We start from the raw sequence: 13,752 nt of genomic DNA, 5'->3' as shown, positions 1-13,752 counted from the left end.
CGCCGTGCTGACGATTACCCGAAAACTCGAATTCGACGCGGGCCACCGCATTCCCGATCACCGCAGCCAGTGCCGCAACATGCACGGGCACCGCTACGTGCTCGAAATCACGTTGCAGGGCGATCTGGTCGAAACCGAAGGCGCGCCCGACCGCGGCATGGTCATGGACTTCGCGGACGTGAAGTCGCTCGCGAACGAGCACCTCGTGGACCGCTGGGATCACGCCTTTCTCGTCTACGAGGGCGACGCGCAGGTGCGCCGCTTCCTCGACTCGCTGCCCGGCCACAAGACCGTGGTGCTCGACCGCATTCCGACCGTCGAGAACCTGGCCGCGATCGCGTTCGACATTCTCGCGAACGTCTACGACGCCCATTACGGCATCAACCTGCGGCTTCATCGCGTGCGCCTGTACGAGACGCCGAACTGCTGGGCCGACGTCGTGCGCGATTAGTCCTGCGGTTGGCCCGGCGGCTCGTTCCGCAGTTGGCCCGGCGGTTGGTCTTTCTTTCCGGCATCGTTTCGTCTTTTTCCCTCCTCGCCGGCATTTCGTTCTTCCTGCGCCGGCATTTCGCTCGCATCCCGCCGGCCGTCGCCGTGCCGGCCAACCCGCGCCGCTCGTCGCCGCGCCGGTTCCGCTTCCGTCCCCGTTAGCCCTTCGCGCCGTGCTTCCGGCTCGCCGGCGAGGCGCGTTATGTCGCGGTATGATCGTCCCGGTTGCTGCTTTGCCCTGACGATGGAGCGAGACATGCCGGCCGCGCCGCCGCATGTTCACCGGGAGATGGCGATGAGCACGTTCACGAACCCCCTCAAGACGCGCCTGCAAGAGGCCGAGCCCCTGTTCGGGCTGTGGTTGTCGATGGCCAGCGAAACCGCCGCCGAAGCGCTCGCGCACGCCGGTTTCGACTGGCTGCTGATCGACATGGAGCATGCGCCCAACGACAGCGCCGACGTCACCGCCCAGTTGCGCGCCATCGCCGCCGCTCACCTGCCGGCCGAGCCCGTGGTGCGCGTGCCGGCCGGCGAGCCGTGGCTCGTCAAGCGCGTGCTCGACGCGGGCGCGCGCACCGTGATGTTTCCCGACATTGTTTCGGCCGCGCAGGCGGAACAGGCGGTGCGCCTGACCCGCTATCGCGACGCCGACGCGCCGCTGGGCGAGCGCGGCGTGGCCGGCCTCGTGCGCGCCGCCGCGTACGGCATGCGGCGCGACTATCTGCAGGGCGCGAATGCGCAGATCGCGACGATCGTGCAGATCGAGTCGGCCTCCGCGCTCGACGAAATCGCGCAGATCGCGGCGACGCCCGGCGTCGACTGCCTGTTCGTCGGCCCGGCGGATCTATCCGCGAGCCTCGGCCACCTCGGCGACATGAAGCACCCGCAGGTTCACGAGGCGATGGCGCGCATCGTCGAGGCGGCGCGCGGCGCCGGCGTCGCGACCGGCATCTTCGCGATGGATACGGCCAGCGCGCGCCAGTATCGCGAGATGGGATTCAGTTTCATCGCGCTCGCGGCCGACGTGATCTGGCTGCTGCGCGCCACACGGCAAGCGTTGCAGGAGGTTCGTTCATGAAGTCGATCCGGTTGGTCGTCGCGCGCGCGCTCGCGCGTTCGCAAGGCGTTCGCGCCGCCGCGCTCGGCGCGCTGGCCGTCGTCTGTCTGACAGGCGCCGCGGCAGTAAAGGCAGCCCCGGCCGCTCCGGCCGCGCAGCGGCATGCGCAGGCCGACGCGGACCCGGAAACCCAGGCGGCCGTGGCCGATTACAACGCCGGCAATCTGGCCGTCGCGCTCGCCGAATTCCGCGTCGCGGCCGGGCACGGCAACCGTCTCGCCGAGTTCGACTACGCGATGATGCTGGTCAACGGCGAGGGCACCGCGGCCAACGTCGACGAAGGCCGGAAATGGCTGCGCAAGGCAGCCGACGCGAACATGTCGCACGCGCAGTACATCTACGGACGGATGTACGACGACGGCGATTTCGTCGCGCGCGATCCGGCGAAGGCGCACTACTGGTTTCTGCGCGCGGCGAACCAGGGCCACGTGCAGGCGGAGCTCGCGCTCGCGAACCAGTTCCTCGACGGCCGCGGCACGCCGCGCAACAACCGGCAGGCGTTCTACTGGTACAAGAAGGCGGCGCACGGCGGCGACATGACCGCGCAATACGTGACGGGCTCGTTCTACGAGCGCGGCGGCGACGGCGTGCGCAAGAACATCAACATCGCGCGCGCCTACTATGCGGCGGCGGCGGTCCAGGGCGATCCCGTGGCGCGGCTCAAGTACGACGAGCTGACGACGGAGGTGCGCCGCGACGCCGGGAAGGCGTACAAGGGCCCGGTAGTCGAGGAATAGGGAGCGGGGAAGGGGCGATCGCGGACGGCGCGCAAGCGCGGGCATGCCCGCGCTGCGATGCTTGCCGCTTGCCGCTTGCCGCGAAACGCGAAACGCGAAACGCGAAACGCGAAACGCGAAACGCGAAACGCGAAACGCGAAACCGTCTTTGCGCCGGGCGCGCCCTAGCTCTGCATCAGCCGTTTCTGCCGGCCGACGTTCATGATGAGTCCGACCGCGATGCCGAGCGTCGTGAGCGCGGTGCCGCCGTAGCTCATGAACGGCAACGGCACGCCGACGACGGGCAGGATGCCGCTCACCATCCCGATGTTGACGAACGCGTAGGTGAAGAACGCCATCGTCAGCGAGCCGGCCAGCAGCCGGCCGAACAGCGTGGCGCCGTTCGCGGCGATGTAGAGGCCGCGCGCGATCAGCGCCATGTAGAGCGTCAGCAGCACGAGGCCGCCCGCCATCCCGAACTCCTCCGAGAACACCGCGAAGATGAAGTCCGTGTGCTTTTCTGGGATGAACTCGAGGTGCGACTGCGTGCCCTTCAGGTAGCCCTTGCCGAACGGCCCGCCCGAACCGATGGCGATGACGGCCTGGATCGTGTGGAAGCCGCGGCCGAGCGGGTCGGATTCCGGGTCGAGCAGCGTGCAGATGCGGTGCTTCTGATAGTCGTGCATGAGCGGCCAGCTCACGTCGGGCTGGCAGATGCGGTTCTGGAACGCCGCGATCGACCCGACCGCGATCACACCCGCGATCAGCACCGGCACGATCAGCTTGAAGCTCAAGCCCGCGAAATAGATGACGTAAAGGCCCGAGGCGAGCACGAGCACGGCCGTGCCGAGGTCCGGCTGCTTGGCGATCAGCGCGACCGGCACGGCGAGGATCGTGAGGCCGACCAGATAGTCGTACCAGCGGATCGCGCCCTCGCGCCGCTGGTAGTACCAGGCGAGCATCAGCGGCGTCGCGATCTTCAGGATCTCGGAGGGCTGGATCACCACGCCGACGTTGATCCACCGCTTCGCGCCCTTGCGCGTGAGGCCGAACATCGCGACCGCGACCAGCAAGGCAATACCGAACGTGTAGATCGGCACCGCGAAGCGCATCAGCGTGGTAGTCGGCACGTTAGCGAGCGCCCACATCAGCACGAACGTCAGCATGATGTTGCGCAGTTGGTCCTCGACGCGGCCGGGCATGTCGATGGTCGCGCTGTAGAGCGTCACGATGCCGACGCACAGCAGCAGGAACACGGTAAGCGCCAGCGGCCGGTCGAAGCCGACGAACATCGTCTTCACGCGTTCGAGCACGGCGCGCTTGTCGAATTGCAGGGGGGTGGACATGCCGTTTCTCCTTACTCGTCGACGCCGCCGGAGGCGGCATCGGGCGTGGCCGGCGCGCTGCTTTCGCGCGGCGGCGCGGCGAGCGGGGCCGAGGCCCCGCCGTCGCCGGCGGGCCGGCGCGGCCGATGCGGGGCGGCATGGCGTGCCGCCGGAGCGGCGGCGGGCGCGGATGCGCCGTTCGGCCGCGGGGTGACGGACGAGTTCGCTGGGGCGGCCGGGGTGGCGGATACGGCCGACGTTGCCGACGCGGTGCCCGATGCGACCGGCGTCGCCGGAACCGCAGCGTCGGCGCCCGAAGCCGCGGCCGCGCCGGACGCGGCCGGGTCGGAGGCCGCCGCCGGGACCGAGGCGCCGGGCGGGAACGGCAGCGCCTCGAAGCCCGTCGCGACGGCGACGGGCGGCGGCTCGGAGGCCGCCGCGGCGGGCGCGCCGATGACGGGCGCCGAGGCGTCCACGGTCGCCGAGGCCGCGGCCGCCACCGACGCCGCCTCCACACCGGGCTTGAGCCGGTCGATCAGATAATAGTCGAGTACGCGCCGCACGATCGGCCCGGCCGCTTCCGCGCCCCAGCCGCCGTTCTCGACGATGGCGGCGATGGCGATCTGCGGATGGTCGACGGGCGCGAACGCGATGAAGAGCGAGTGGTCGCGCAGCCGCTCGGCGACCGAGTGCGCGTGGTAGCGGGCGCCCTGCAGCGAGTACACCTGCGCGGTGCCGGTCTTGGCCGCCACGGTGTACGGCGCGTTCGCGAAGATCTGGTAGGCCGTGCCCGACGGATTCGACGCCACCTCCTGCATGGCGTGCTTGACGATGTCGATGTCCGCCTGGGAAACGGCGATCCGCCCGCTTTCGTGCGGCACCGTGAGCTGGACGGCGTGCGTGATCGGATTGACGATTTCCTTCACGAGGTGGGGCCGCATCACGATGCCGTTGTTCGCGAGCGTCGCCGTGGCGTGCGCGAGCTGCAGGATCGTGAACGCGTTGTAGCCCTGGCCGATGCCGAGGCTGATCGTCTCGCCCTCGTACCAGCGCTGCTGCGCGGGATTGCGGTAGGCCTTGCGTTTCCACTCGGTCGAGGGCAGCACGCCGCGCGCCTCGCCGGCGATGTCGATGCCCGTCAACTGGCCGAAGCCCCAGGGCTTCATGAAGTTCGCGATCGCGTCGACGCCCAGATCGTGCGCGAGCATGAAGAAGTAGGTGTCGTTCGACACCATGAGCGCGCGGTTCAGGTCGATCCAGCCCTGGCCCGAGCGCACGTCGTTGTGGAACGTGTGGCCGCCGAAGATGTAGTAGCCGGGGTCCTGGAAGCCCCATTGCGGCGTGCGCTTGTGCAGCGTCAGCGCGGCGAGCGCCATGAACGGCTTGTAGGTCGAGCCCGGCGGATAGGTGCCGCGCAGCGGCCGGTTCAGGAGCGGATGGTCGGGCGAATTGTTGAGCGCGTCCCAGGCCTGCTGGTCGATGCCGTCGACGAACGCGTTCGGATCGAAACTCGGCGCGGAGACGAACGCGAGGATGTCGCCCGTCGCGGGCTCGATGGCGACGAGCGCGCCGCGCTTGCCCGCGAACGCCTGCTCAGCGACCTGCTGCAGCCCGATGTCGAGCGAGAGCACGAGGTTGTTGCCGGGCGTCGCCTGGGTGCGCGAGAGCGTGCGCACGGGGCGCCCGCCCGCCGTCACCTCGACCTCCTCGAAGCCTGTCAAGCCGTGCAGCTCGGTCTCGTAGCTCTGCTCGACGCCGATCTTGCCGATGTAGTCGGTGCCCTTGTAGTTGTTGGCGTCGAGGCGCGGGTCGTAGTGGTCCGGGTCGCTGTCGTTCTTTTCGCTCGCCGCGTCGATGCGGTCCTGGTCGCGCTGCGAGATTCGGCCGATGTAGCCGATCACGTGCGCCGCCGTCGGCCCGAGCGGATATTGGCGGAACAGCCGCGCGCGCACCTCGACGCCGGGAAAGCGGTAGCGCTGCGCCGTGAAGCGCGCCACTTCGTCGTCGGTCAGGCGCGTGCGGATCGGCAGGCTCTCGAAGTTCTTGGAGTCTTCGAGCAGCTTCTTGAAGTTGCGCCGGTCGCGCGCGTCGATCGTGACCACGGTCGAGAGCCGGTCGATCACGTTGTCGAGCGTGTCGTCGAGCTTCGAGGGCGTGATTTCGAGCGTGTAGGCCGAGTAGTTCTTCGCGAGCACGACGCCGTTGCGGTCGGTGATGATGCCGCGGTTCGGCACGATCGGCGCGACCGAGATGCGGTTCTCGTCGGCCTGCAGCGAATACTTGCTGTGGTTCCAGACCTGCAGGTAGAGGAAGCGGAACGCGATCAGCCCGAAGCAGACGAACACGAACAGGCCGGCGGCCCCGACCCGCAGGCGGAACTTCGAAATCTGCTGCTGGGTGTCCTTGAATTCGGTCATGCGGGTACGAAACGGGGGGCGGCGGGGCCGGGGCAGGCCGGCGCGTCGGCCCGCCTTGCGCCGGCGCGCGGCTGCGCGCGGCGCGCCGGTGCCGGCGGCGCGGCGGGGCTGAGGGCGGGGGCGTTCATCGGGGCGGGTCTCGGCGCGCGGGCGGGGCCGCTCAGATGGGCCGCGTGTCGTCGGGATCGACGGGGCGCCGCTGCGGCAGCAGCAGCAGCGGGCTCACGATGGGCCACAGCGCCGCGGCCACGAAACCGCTCACGAGATAGCTCCAGCCCGGAAACGCCGCGCCCATGACGAGCCGGATCACGAACGGCACGAGCTGGCTGCCGACGAGGAGCGGCAGGATCGCGAAGGTCTGCAGGCCGAGCGAGAGCCACAGCACGCGGCGGTGAATCGTGATCGCGCCGTAGGAGAGCAGCGTGTAAGCGAGCGCGTGCTCGCCGAGCAGGCTGGCGTCGTGAACGTCCATCAACAGGCCGAGCATGAATGCGATGCCCATTCCGACCTTGCGCGGCTGGTGGATGTTCCAGAACAGCAGCACGAGCGCGACGAAATCGGGCACGCCGACGAGCTTGTCCCACGGCAGCAGGTTCAGCAGGAACGCGGCGGCGAGGCTGAACGCGATGAAATACGGGTTGACCGGCTGCAGGATGTATTGCGGACGGTTCATGGATGGCTCCCCCCGGCAGCGGCGCTACCGGTCGGTCCGCTGGCGGCGGCGCCGCCCGAGGCGGGTCCGGGGAACAGGCGCGTGAGCCAGCGCGCGATCGGCGAGCGCGCGGCGGCGCTGGCCGCCGTCGCGGCCGCGGGTTTCGCGGCCGCCTTCTTCGCGTTGCCGCCGGCGGCCGGCGGCGTGTCGTCGTCGACGGGGCGCGGCGGCACGTGCGGATCGTAGTGGAGCACCAGCATCTGGCGCGCCCCGCGCACGGCCGCGAGCGGCACGCAGACGACGTGCGCGAACGCCGTGTCGGCCTGCTTGTCGACGCGCAGCACCTTCGCGACCGGCAGCCCCGGCGGATAGACGCCGTCGAGCCCGCTCGTCACGAGTTCGTCGCCGGCCACCACGTCGGCGCTGATCGGCACGAAGCGCAAATCGAGCAGATCGCCCTGCGCCGTGCCGTAAATCACGCTGCGCAGGCCCGTGCGCAGCACCTCGACCGGCACGGCCTGGTCCTTGTCCGTGAGCAGCGTGACTTCCGACTGCATCGGGAACACGCGCGTCACCTGGCCGACCACGCCGTCCTCGCTGACGACGGGCGCGCCGTTCCGGATGCCCTGCTGCGAGCCGCTGCCGATCACCACTTTCTGCGTGAACGGATCGCTCGTGTCGTACTGGATCTCGACCGGCGTGGACTGTGCCCCGAGGCGCTGCGAGAGCTGCAGCAGCGCGCGCAGATGCGCGTTCTCGGCGGCGAGCGCCGCCGCCTGGTTCGCCTGGAGCGAGAGCTGGAGGTTCTTCGCGTGCAGTTGCTGGTTATCGGTGCGCAGCGCGGCGCCCGTGACGGCGAGGTCGGCCGCGCCGACGAACAGGTCGCGCGGCACGAGGGCCGCGCGCTGCAACGGGTAGAGCCCCGCGCCGAGCACGCCGCGCACGATTTCAAGCGTCTTGAAGCGGGCGTCGGAGACGAGCAGCGCGAGCGAGAGCACGACGAAGAAGACGAGCCGTGCGAAGGCCGACGGGCCTTGCTTGAAAAGAGGCGGCGGACTGTATTCCATGGTCTGCGCCGGGGGCGTGGGCAAGTAGGTGTAACGGCGGCGGCGCGGGGGCCGCCTCAAGCTGCTCTGGCGGGAGCGGCGCGCCGAAGCCGGAAGCGCCGCATCGCCGACATCGGTCTTGCCTTACTCGTAGGAGAAGATGCTGCCGAGCTTGTCCATGCGCTCGAGCGCCATGCCCGACCCGCGCACGACGCAGGTCAGCGGGTCTTCGGCCACGAGCACCGGCAGGCCGGTTTCCTCGGCGAGCAGGCGGTCCAGGTCGCGCAGCAGCGCGCCGCCGCCCGTGAGCATCATGCCGCGCTCGGCGATGTCGGCGCCGAGCTCCGGCGGCGTCTGCTCGAGCGCGATCTTCACGGACGAGACGATCTGGTTCAGCGGATCGGTCAGCGCCTCGAGAATCTCGTTGCTCGAAATCGTGAAGCTGCGCGGAATGCCTTCCGACAGGTTGCGGCCCTTCACTTCCATTTCCTTGACCTCGGAGCCCGGGAACGCGGAGCCGATTTCCTTCTTGATCGCCTCGGCGGTCTGCTCGCCGATCAGCATGCCGTAGTTGCGGCGGATGTAATTGACGATCGCCTCGTCGAACTTGTCGCCGCCGACGCGCACCGAGCCCTTGTAGACGATGCCGCCGAGCGAGATCACGCCGACTTCCGTCGTGCCGCCGCCGATGTCGACGACCATCGAGCCCGTCGCTTCCGACACCGGCAGGCCCGCGCCGATCGCAGCGGCCATCGGCTCCTCGATCAGGTAGACCTGCGAGGCGCCGGCGCCGTGCGCGGCTTCCTTGATGGCGCGGCGCTCGACCTGGGTGGAGCCGCACGGCACGCAGATGATGATGCGCGGCGAAGGCGAGAACATGCGCGACTCGTGGGCCGTCTTGATGAACTGCTTGATCATCTGCTCGGTGACGGTGAAGTCGGCGATCACGCCGTCCTTCATCGGGCGGATGGCCTCGATGTTGCCGGGCACCTTGCCGAGCATCTGCTTGGCTTCCCGGCCCACTGCCTGGATGGTTTTCTTGCCGTTCGGGCCGCCTTCCTGGCGGATCGAGACCACGGAGGGCTCGTCAAGGACGATGCCTTTGCCGCGCATGTAGATGAGGGTGTTGGCGGTGCCGAGATCGATCGCCAGATCGTTGGAAAAATAACTGCGCAGAAAACCGAACATTCAAAATCCTGTCTCGCTGGGGCCGGCCTGCGCGTAAGGCTGCAAGGACGGCAGCGGAAAAAATAACAGCTTCAGGCCGGGCGGAACGCGCCGCCGCGAAAGAACCTGAAACTGCACGGGAATGATTATCGGAGGCAGCGCCTGCCGCCTGCCCGCTGGCCGCGCAGCATCGCGGCCGGGGGCGAAAGGCAGGCGCAAGGCGGTCCGGGTTTGAGTCGAACGCGTAATGATACCTTATAATTTTGCCTGTTTTGCAGGTTGCACACGGCACTTTTTGACGTTGCCGGCGCTTCCCCGGCGGGCCGGCTCCCGCGCACTAACCCGCTGTTGCAGCACCGTTTTCCGCATTGCACCAGCCCTACTTTCTTTCCGGTGACCGCATGGCCCTGACCCTGAACGATGTGAAGCGCATCGCGCACCTTGCGCGGCTCGAACTGGCCGAGGACGAAGCCGGCGGCATGCTCACGCGGCTCAACGACTTTTTCGGCCTCGTCGAGCGGATGCAGGCCGTCGACACCGCGGGCATCGCGCCGCTCGCGCATCCGATCGAGCAGATCGAGGACGTGGCGCTGCGCCTGCGCGAGGACGCCGTGACCGAGACCGTCGACCGCGACGCGCTGCAGGCCCCGGCGCCGGCCGTGCAGGACGGCCTCTACCTCGTGCCGAAGGTGATCGAGTAACTTCCGCCGCGCGCGACCGGCCGCGCGTTTTGCCGGCGCCCGCGCCGTTTTCCCGTCTTTTCCGGTTTTTTCCGGGTGGGCGCCGCCGGCGGGCGGCGCCGCTCTGATGGCCGCAGGCGCGTTCTTCGTGAGCGCGCCGGCCGTGTTCTTCCAGGAACCACGCAATGCATGAAAAAAGCTTGACCGAACTGCGCGCCGCGCTGGCCGCGCGGGAGTGCTCCGCCGTCGAACTGGCGCAGCGCTACCTGAGCCGCATCGAGGCGCATGCCGGGCTGAACGCGTTCGTCCACGTCGACGCGCAACGCACGCTCGCGCAGGCGAAGGCCGCCGACGCGCGCCTTGCCGCCGGCGACGCCGGCCCGCTCACGGGCCTGCCGCTTGCGCACAAGGACGTGTTCGTCACGCGCGGCTGGCGCTCGACGGCCGGCTCGAGGATGCTCGAGCACTACGTGAGCCCGTTCGACGCCGCCGTGGTCGAGCGGCTCGAGCGCGCCGGCGCGGTCTGCCTCGGCAAGACGAACATGGACGAGTTCGCGATGGGCTCGTCCAACGAGAACTCGCATTTCGGCCCGGTGCACAACCCGTGGGACCTGAAGGCCGTGCCGGGCGGCTCGTCGGGCGGCTCGGCCGCCGCCGTGGCCGCGCGTCTCGCGCCGGCCGCCACCGGCACCGACACGGGCGGCTCGATTCGTCAGCCCGCGTCGTTTTCGGGCGTCACCGGCATCAAGCCGACCTACGGACGCGTGTCGCGCTACGGCATGATCGCGTTCGCGTCGTCGCTCGACCAGGGCGGCCCGCTGGCGCAAAGCGCCGCCGACTGCGCGCTGCTGCTCAACGCGATGGCGGGTTTCGACGCGCGCGATTCGACGAGCCTCGAACGCGCGGACGAGGACTACGCGCGCTATCTCGGCCAGGGCTGGCGCGCCGACGCGCCGGCTGCGGACGCGGGCAAGCCGCTCGCCGGCCTGCGCATCGGCCTGCCGAAGGAGTATTTCGGCGACGGGCTGGCCGCCGACGTGCGCGCGGCCATCGACGCCGCCCTCAAACAGTACGAAGCGCTCGGCGCCACGCTCGTCGAGGTGTCGCTGCCGAAAACGGAACTCTCGATTCCGGTCTACTACGTGATCGCGCCGGCCGAGGCGTCGTCGAACCTTTCGCGCTTCGACGGCGTGCGCTACGGCCATCGCGCGGCCGACTATCGCGATCTGGCCGACATGTACCGCAAGTCGCGCGCCGAAGGCTTCGGCGCCGAGGTGAAGCGCCGTATCCTCGTCGGTACCTACGTGCTTTCGCACGGCTATTACGACGCCTACTACCTGCAGGCGCAGAAGATCCGGCGCATCATCGCGCAGGACTTCCAGCAGGCGTTCGCGCAGTGCGACCTCATCATGGGGCCGGTTGCGCCGAGCGTCGCCTGGGACATCGGCGCGAAGGGCGACGACCCGCTGCAGATGTATCTCGCCGACATCTACACGCTGTCGACGAGCCTCGCCGGCCTGCCCGGCATGAGCGTGCCGTGCGGCTTCGGCGCCGGGGCGAACGCGCAGCGGCCGGTCGGCCTGCAGATCGTCGGCAACTATTTCAGCGAAGCCCGCATGCTGCAGGTCGCCGACGCGTTCCAGCGCGCGACCGACTGGCATCGGCGCTCACCCGCGCCGGGCGAGGACGCCCTGCGCACACTCAGGACGCAGCAGGCCGGTCGCAGCGATGCGGCGCGGCGGGAGGCATGACCATGCAGTGGGAAGTCGTGATCGGTCTCGAGACGCACGCGCAGCTCTCGACGGCCTCGAAAATTTTCTCGGGCGCATCGACCACGTTTGGCGCGGCGCCGAACACCCAGGCGTGCCCCGTCGATCTCGCGCTGCCGGGCGTGCTGCCCGTGATGAACCGCGGCGCCGTGGAGCGCGCGATCCGCCTCGGTCTCGCCATCGGCGCGAGCGTCGCGCCGCGCAGCGTGTTCGCGCGCAAGAACTACTTCTACCCGGACCTGCCGAAGGGCTATCAGATCAGCCAGTACGAGATTCCGGTCGTGCAGGGCGGGCAGGTCACGATCCAGGTGCCGGCCAACGAGAAGGCCGGCGTCGAGGCCTACGAGAAGACCATCAACCTGACCCGCGCGCATCTTGAAGAGGACGCGGGCAAGTCGCTGCACGAAGACTTCGCCGGCATGACGGGCATCGACCTGAACCGCGCCGGCACGCCGCTGCTCGAAATCGTCACCGAGCCGGAGATGCGCAGCGCGGCCGAGGCCGTGGCCTACGCGAAGGCGCTGCACACGCTCGTCGTGTGGCTCGGCATTTGCGACGGCAACATGCAGGAAGGCTCGTTCCGCTGCGACGCGAACGTGTCGGTGCGCCCGGTCGGCCAGAAAGCATTCGGCACGCGCGCCGAGATCAAGAACCTGAACTCGTTCCGCTTCCTCGAAGAGGCGATCCAGTTCGAGGTGCGCCGCCAGATCGAGCTGATCGAGGACGGCGGCACCGTCGTCCAGGAAACGCGCCTCTACGACCCGGACAAGCGCGAGACGCGCTCGATGCGCAGCAAGGAAGACGCGCACGACTACCGCTACTTCCCCGACCCGGACCTGATGCCGCTCGTGATCGACGCGGCCTGGATCGAGCGCGTGAGGGGCGAGCTGCCGGAGCTGCCCGCGGCGATGCAAAAGCGCTTCGTCGAGCAGTACGGCCTGACGCCGTACGATGCGGGCGCGCTCACGTCGGGCAAGGCGATGGCCGCGTATTTCGAGGCCGTCGTCGCGCAGGCCGGCGCGTCCCAGGCGAAGGCGGCGGCGAACTGGCTGATGGGCGAGGTGTCGTCGCAACTGAACCGCGACGGACTCGAGATCGACGCGAGCCCGGTCTCGGCCGCGCAGCTCGCGCTGCTGCTGCAGCGCATCGCCGACGGCACGGTTTCCAACAAGATCGCGAAGGAAGTGTTCGTCGCGATGTGGGACGAGCGGGCCGCCGACGCGGGCGCGGCCGACCGCATCATCGAGGCGAAGGGTCTCAGGCAGATTTCGGACACGGGCGCGCTCGAGGCCATCCTCGACGAGGTGCTGGCCGCGAACCCGAAGTCCGTGGAAGAGTTCCGCGCGGGCAAGGAGAAGGCGTTCAACGCGCTGATCGGTCAGGCGATGAAGGCCACGAAGGGCAAGGCGAACCCCCAGCAGGTGAACGAGCTGCTGAAGAAGAAGCTGGCCTGAACCCCCGGCGCGCGGTTTCGGCGCGGCGCGCGCATCCGTCGCGCGCCGCATGGCGAAGTCACGAGGAGGAGAACGACGCATGGCGAAGGAACCGGATCTCGACGATTATCGCGTGCCGCACTACGGCGACGGCAAGAAGGCGGCGAAGTTCTCGCTCGACGACTACGACCCTGCGTCGAAGCCGTTTTCCGACGGCGGCAAGGATGCCGACCGCGATCAACTGGCCGGCCTCGGCACGAAGCTCGACGCGCTGCAGGAGCGCCTGCACGCGCAGCATCGCCAGCGCGTGCTGCTGGTGCTGCAGGGCATGGATACGAGCGGCAAGGACGGCACGATCCGCGGCGTGTTCCACGAAGTCGATCCGCTCGGCCTGCGCATCGTGCCGTTCAAGGCGCCCACGCCCATCGAGGCCGCGCGCGACTTCCTCTGGCGCGTGCACCGGCAGGTGCCGGCGGCGGGCGAGCTCGCGATCTTCAACCGCAGCCACTACGAGGACGTGCTGGTGCCGCGCGTGCTCGGCCAGATCGACAAGGCCGAATGCGAGCGCCGCTACCGGCAGATCCGCGACTTCGAGGCGCTGCTCGCCGAGAACGGCACGTCGATCATCAAGTGCATGCTGCACATCTCGAAGGACGAGCAGCGCCGCCGGCTGCAGTCGCGTATCGACGACCCGACCAAGCACTGGAAGTTCGACGTCTCCGACCTCGAGGCGCGCAAGCAATGGGACGACTACCGGCACGCCTACCAGTCCGCGCTGGCCGCGACCTCGACCGACTACGCGCCGTGGTACGTGGTGCCGGCCGATTCGAAGCCGCATCGCAACGTGATGGTCGGCAAGCTGCTGCTGCGCCTGCTCGAAAGCCTCAAGCTCGAATATCCGCCCGCGAAGGAGTCGCTCAAGGGCATCAGGATCGAATGAC

At 69.0% G+C, this 13,752-nt stretch carries 12 protein-coding genes; 7 read left to right on the top strand and 5 right to left on the bottom strand.

The annotated features are described in order from the left end of the window. Nucleotides 1-7: 7 nt before the first annotated feature. The 3 genes from queD (at nt 8) to CY652_RS11430 (ending at nt 2,343) form a co-directional block, all read left to right on the top strand. Nucleotides 8-451 carry a 6-carboxytetrahydropterin synthase QueD gene (gene queD, locus CY652_RS11440; RefSeq protein WP_102130897.1) on the top strand — a complete coding sequence of 148 codons (444 nt, stop codon included), beginning with the start codon at nt 8-10 and terminating at the stop codon, nt 449-451. 333 nt (nt 452-784) lie between these two features. Next, complete coding sequence (locus CY652_RS11435; RefSeq protein ID WP_102130896.1) at nt 785-1,567, top strand: HpcH/HpaI aldolase family protein; 783 nt, start codon at nt 785-787, stop codon at nt 1,565-1,567. After that, nucleotides 1,564-2,343 (top strand): tetratricopeptide repeat protein, encoded by a 780-nt coding sequence (locus CY652_RS11430; RefSeq protein WP_102130825.1) that lies wholly within the window; start codon nt 1,564-1,566, stop codon nt 2,341-2,343. The genes CY652_RS11435 and CY652_RS11430 overlap by 4 nt, the downstream gene beginning before the upstream one ends. 164 nt (nt 2,344-2,507) lie before the next feature. Here CY652_RS11430 and rodA read toward each other — a convergent pair whose 3' ends face one another. The 5 genes from rodA to CY652_RS11405 form a co-directional block, all read right to left on the bottom strand. Beyond that, nucleotides 2,508-3,656, bottom strand: a complete 1,149-nt coding sequence (gene rodA / locus CY652_RS11425) for a rod shape-determining protein RodA (protein WP_102130895.1) — start codon at nt 3,654-3,656, stop codon at nt 2,508-2,510. Nucleotides 3,657-3,679: 23 nt separating this feature from the next. After that, entirely contained in the window at nt 3,680-6,064 is a 2,385-nt protein-coding gene (gene mrdA / locus CY652_RS11420; protein WP_102130824.1) for a penicillin-binding protein 2, read from the bottom strand. 160 nt (nt 6,065-6,224) lie between these two features. Further along, the gene (gene mreD, locus CY652_RS11415; protein WP_102130823.1) at nt 6,225-6,737 is read right to left on the bottom strand and encodes a rod shape-determining protein MreD; all 513 of its coding nucleotides are present in this window, start codon (nt 6,735-6,737) and stop codon (nt 6,225-6,227) included. Further along, nucleotides 6,734-7,783, bottom strand: coding sequence for a rod shape-determining protein MreC (mreC, locus tag CY652_RS11410; protein WP_102130822.1), 1,050 nt, complete (start codon nt 7,781-7,783; stop codon nt 6,734-6,736). Before mreC ends, mreD begins: the two co-directional genes overlap by 4 nt. 123 nt (nt 7,784-7,906) lie before the next feature. After that, nucleotides 7,907-8,950, bottom strand: coding sequence for a rod shape-determining protein (locus tag CY652_RS11405; protein ID WP_017772379.1), 1,044 nt, complete (start codon nt 8,948-8,950; stop codon nt 7,907-7,909). 380 nt (nt 8,951-9,330) lie between these two features. Between CY652_RS11405 and gatC the strand changes: the two genes are divergently transcribed. The 4 genes from gatC to CY652_RS11385 all read left to right on the top strand — a co-directional run bounded on the left by gatC (nt 9,331) and on the right by CY652_RS11385 (nt 13,751). Beyond that, nucleotides 9,331-9,630 carry an Asp-tRNA(Asn)/Glu-tRNA(Gln) amidotransferase subunit GatC gene (gene gatC / locus CY652_RS11400; RefSeq protein WP_102130821.1) on the top strand — a complete coding sequence of 100 codons (300 nt, stop codon included), beginning with the start codon at nt 9,331-9,333 and terminating at the stop codon, nt 9,628-9,630. A gap of 164 nt (nt 9,631-9,794) precedes the next feature. After that, complete coding sequence (gatA, locus tag CY652_RS11395) at nt 9,795-11,360, top strand: Asp-tRNA(Asn)/Glu-tRNA(Gln) amidotransferase subunit GatA (RefSeq protein ID WP_102130820.1); 1,566 nt, start codon at nt 9,795-9,797, stop codon at nt 11,358-11,360. Then, nucleotides 11,357-12,832, top strand: coding sequence for an Asp-tRNA(Asn)/Glu-tRNA(Gln) amidotransferase subunit GatB (gatB, locus tag CY652_RS11390; RefSeq protein WP_102130819.1), 1,476 nt, complete (start codon nt 11,357-11,359; stop codon nt 12,830-12,832). The genes gatA and gatB overlap by 4 nt, the downstream gene beginning before the upstream one ends. 79 nt (nt 12,833-12,911) lie before the next feature. Continuing rightward, nucleotides 12,912-13,751 carry a PPK2 family polyphosphate kinase gene (locus CY652_RS11385; protein ID WP_102130818.1) on the top strand — a complete coding sequence of 280 codons (840 nt, stop codon included), beginning with the start codon at nt 12,912-12,914 and terminating at the stop codon, nt 13,749-13,751. Nucleotide 13,752: the final 1 nt, after the last annotated feature.

Origin of the sequence: Burkholderia sp. WAC0059 (assembly GCF_002870125.1) — a bacterium.
In the GTDB taxonomy this organism is placed as follows: Bacteria; Pseudomonadota; Gammaproteobacteria; order Burkholderiales; family Burkholderiaceae; genus Paraburkholderia.
This window is presented reverse-complemented; position numbering and strand designations above follow the sequence as displayed.